A 1,706-nucleotide genomic window follows, 5' to 3' on the forward strand; every position below is an offset into this window, starting at 1 on the left:
ATCACACACGTCGCCCGATTATGACGCAGTGGGAGTGGTTTCGTCATGGCCGGGCATAGCCGTCCGAAGGACGGAGTCGCTTCCGCTCGCCTATGTCCCGTCTGCGGGGCCGAGGCCGCTTCGGCGCGGCGAAGGCCCGGCCGTCCACGTTCTTTCTCGGCGGCGGCGCCGCAAGGGCGTGGATGGCCGGGACTTCGCCCGGCCATGACGAGCAAGTGGGTAGCGCGCAACGGATCCAAGACAGCGCCTTGTCCGCTCGTGACGCGGTCGGACCAAGGCGGCGGGCCTCACCGGCAGTGCAATTGACCGCCGCCACCACGCGTGAAATATCGGGGCGAAACAAGCGGAGAATCACGGCGGATGGCCGCGGGCAGACGACGTGGACGGGCCGCCCTTGCCGAGCCCGCCCGGGCGAAGGTGAAGAAGGTCTCGCGCGATGCCGCGCCGGTGGTGCCGGTTGCCGGGCCCCAAGACGTTGGACCCCCAAAGGTCGGGCCCCGTAACGGCGAGCCCCATGACGACGACACCCTGCCCGATCGCGCTTATCGGCTGATCGAGGAGTTGATCGTCACGCTGGCGCTCCCGCCCGAGACCATCCTGTCCGAGCAATCGCTGGCGCAGCGGCTTGGCATCGGGCGGACGCCGATCCGCGAGGCGCTGCAGCGGCTGGCGCGCGACGGCCTCGTCGTGATCCTGCCGCGGCGCGGCATTCTGGTCTCGCAGATCAACCTCAAGACGCAGATGCGCCTGCTCGAAGTGCGCCGCGAGCTCGATCGGCTGATGGCGCGCGGCGCCGCCGAACGGGCGACGCCGGAGGAGATCGCGAAGTTCTCTCGCCTCGCGCGCGACATGCGCATCGCCTCCGATCGGGCCGACGACATCACCTTCATGCGGCTCGACCGCGCGCTGAACGAACTGGTCAGCCAGGCCGCGCGCAACGAGTTTGCCGCGCGCGCCATGGGGCTGATGCACGGCCTGTCGCGCCGCTTCTGGTACCAGCATTATCGCGAAGCCGGCGACCTGCCGCTGTCGGCGCGCCTGCATGCGAACCTGGCGGAGGCCATCGCCAGGCGCAACGCGGACGCCGCCGGCAAGGCATCCGACCGCCTGATCGATTACATCGAGAGTTTTGCGCGCAAGACGATCGAGACGTAGCTGCGCTATTTGCGGAGCGCGGCCAGGTCCGCGTCGATGTCGGCCGAATTCATTTCCCACTCATTGCCGAAATTGGCGACGACCGCCTTCATGAAGGGCTCGACCAGCCCCTCGACCAGCCCCTTGGCGGCTGCGTCATCGCCGAGATGCGCGGCGAGTATCGCCAGCGCCAATTGGCGGGGTTCCGCGCCCTCATAGCTCCACTCGAAGCCGTTGCGAGTGAACTGATGGATATCGAGACGCTGATCGAGGGGCTTGCCATCCACCGTCACCTTGACGCCATCGATGGTGCGGTCACCGCAAAACGTCTTCATCGCGTATTGCCTCCCCTTCCCTCCCCGAAAGCTGTTTGACAGCCGATCGCGCGCTTGATAGATTAGTGATATATCAGATGCGCCAGCGCAGGTCACGCGCGCTTTTGACGCCCGGGAGAGCAAGATGGAACTGGCTTCAACCCCGATGACCGACCGCCAGCGCCGCTACCGCGAAACCTACCGCGAACGCGTCGCCGGCTGGTACAATGGCTGGCTCCATGTCTTCATCATCTATGC

At 66.6% G+C, this 1,706-nt stretch carries 2 protein-coding genes and 1 pseudogene; 2 read left to right on the forward strand and 1 reads right to left on the reverse strand.

The window, feature by feature from the left end; translation table 11 throughout:
• Positions 1-360: 360 nt before the first annotated feature.
• Positions 361-1,155 carry a GntR family transcriptional regulator gene (locus WCB02_RS24520; protein WP_423962233.1) on the forward strand — a complete coding sequence of 265 codons (795 nt, stop codon included), beginning with the start codon at positions 361-363 and terminating at the stop codon, positions 1,153-1,155.
• A gap of 5 nt (positions 1,156-1,160) precedes the next feature.
• Here WCB02_RS24520 and WCB02_RS24525 read toward each other — a convergent pair whose 3' ends face one another.
• Positions 1,161-1,469, reverse strand: a complete 309-nt coding sequence (locus WCB02_RS24525) for a DUF6166 domain-containing protein (protein WP_423962234.1) — start codon at positions 1,467-1,469, stop codon at positions 1,161-1,163.
• Between the two features lie 124 nt (positions 1,470-1,593).
• On the opposite strand from WCB02_RS24525, the pseudogene WCB02_RS24530 reads away from it, so the two are divergent.
• Positions 1,594-1,706, forward strand: a pseudogene (locus tag WCB02_RS24530) (fatty acid hydroxylase family protein); the annotation flags it as partial.

This window comes from Bradyrhizobium sp., from assembly GCF_049581145.1.
Lineage (GTDB): Bacteria > Pseudomonadota > Alphaproteobacteria > Rhizobiales > Xanthobacteraceae > Bradyrhizobium.

Excerpts from the sequence above, each read along its gene's own strand:
- WCB02_RS24525 (WP_423962234.1), bottom strand. The coding sequence starts at position 1,469 with ATGAAGACGTTTTGCGGTGACCGCACCATCGATGGCGTCAAGGTGACG.
- WCB02_RS24520 (WP_423962233.1), top strand. The coding sequence starts at position 361 with ATGGCCGCGGGCAGACGACGTGGACGGGCCGCCCTTGCCGAGCCCGCC.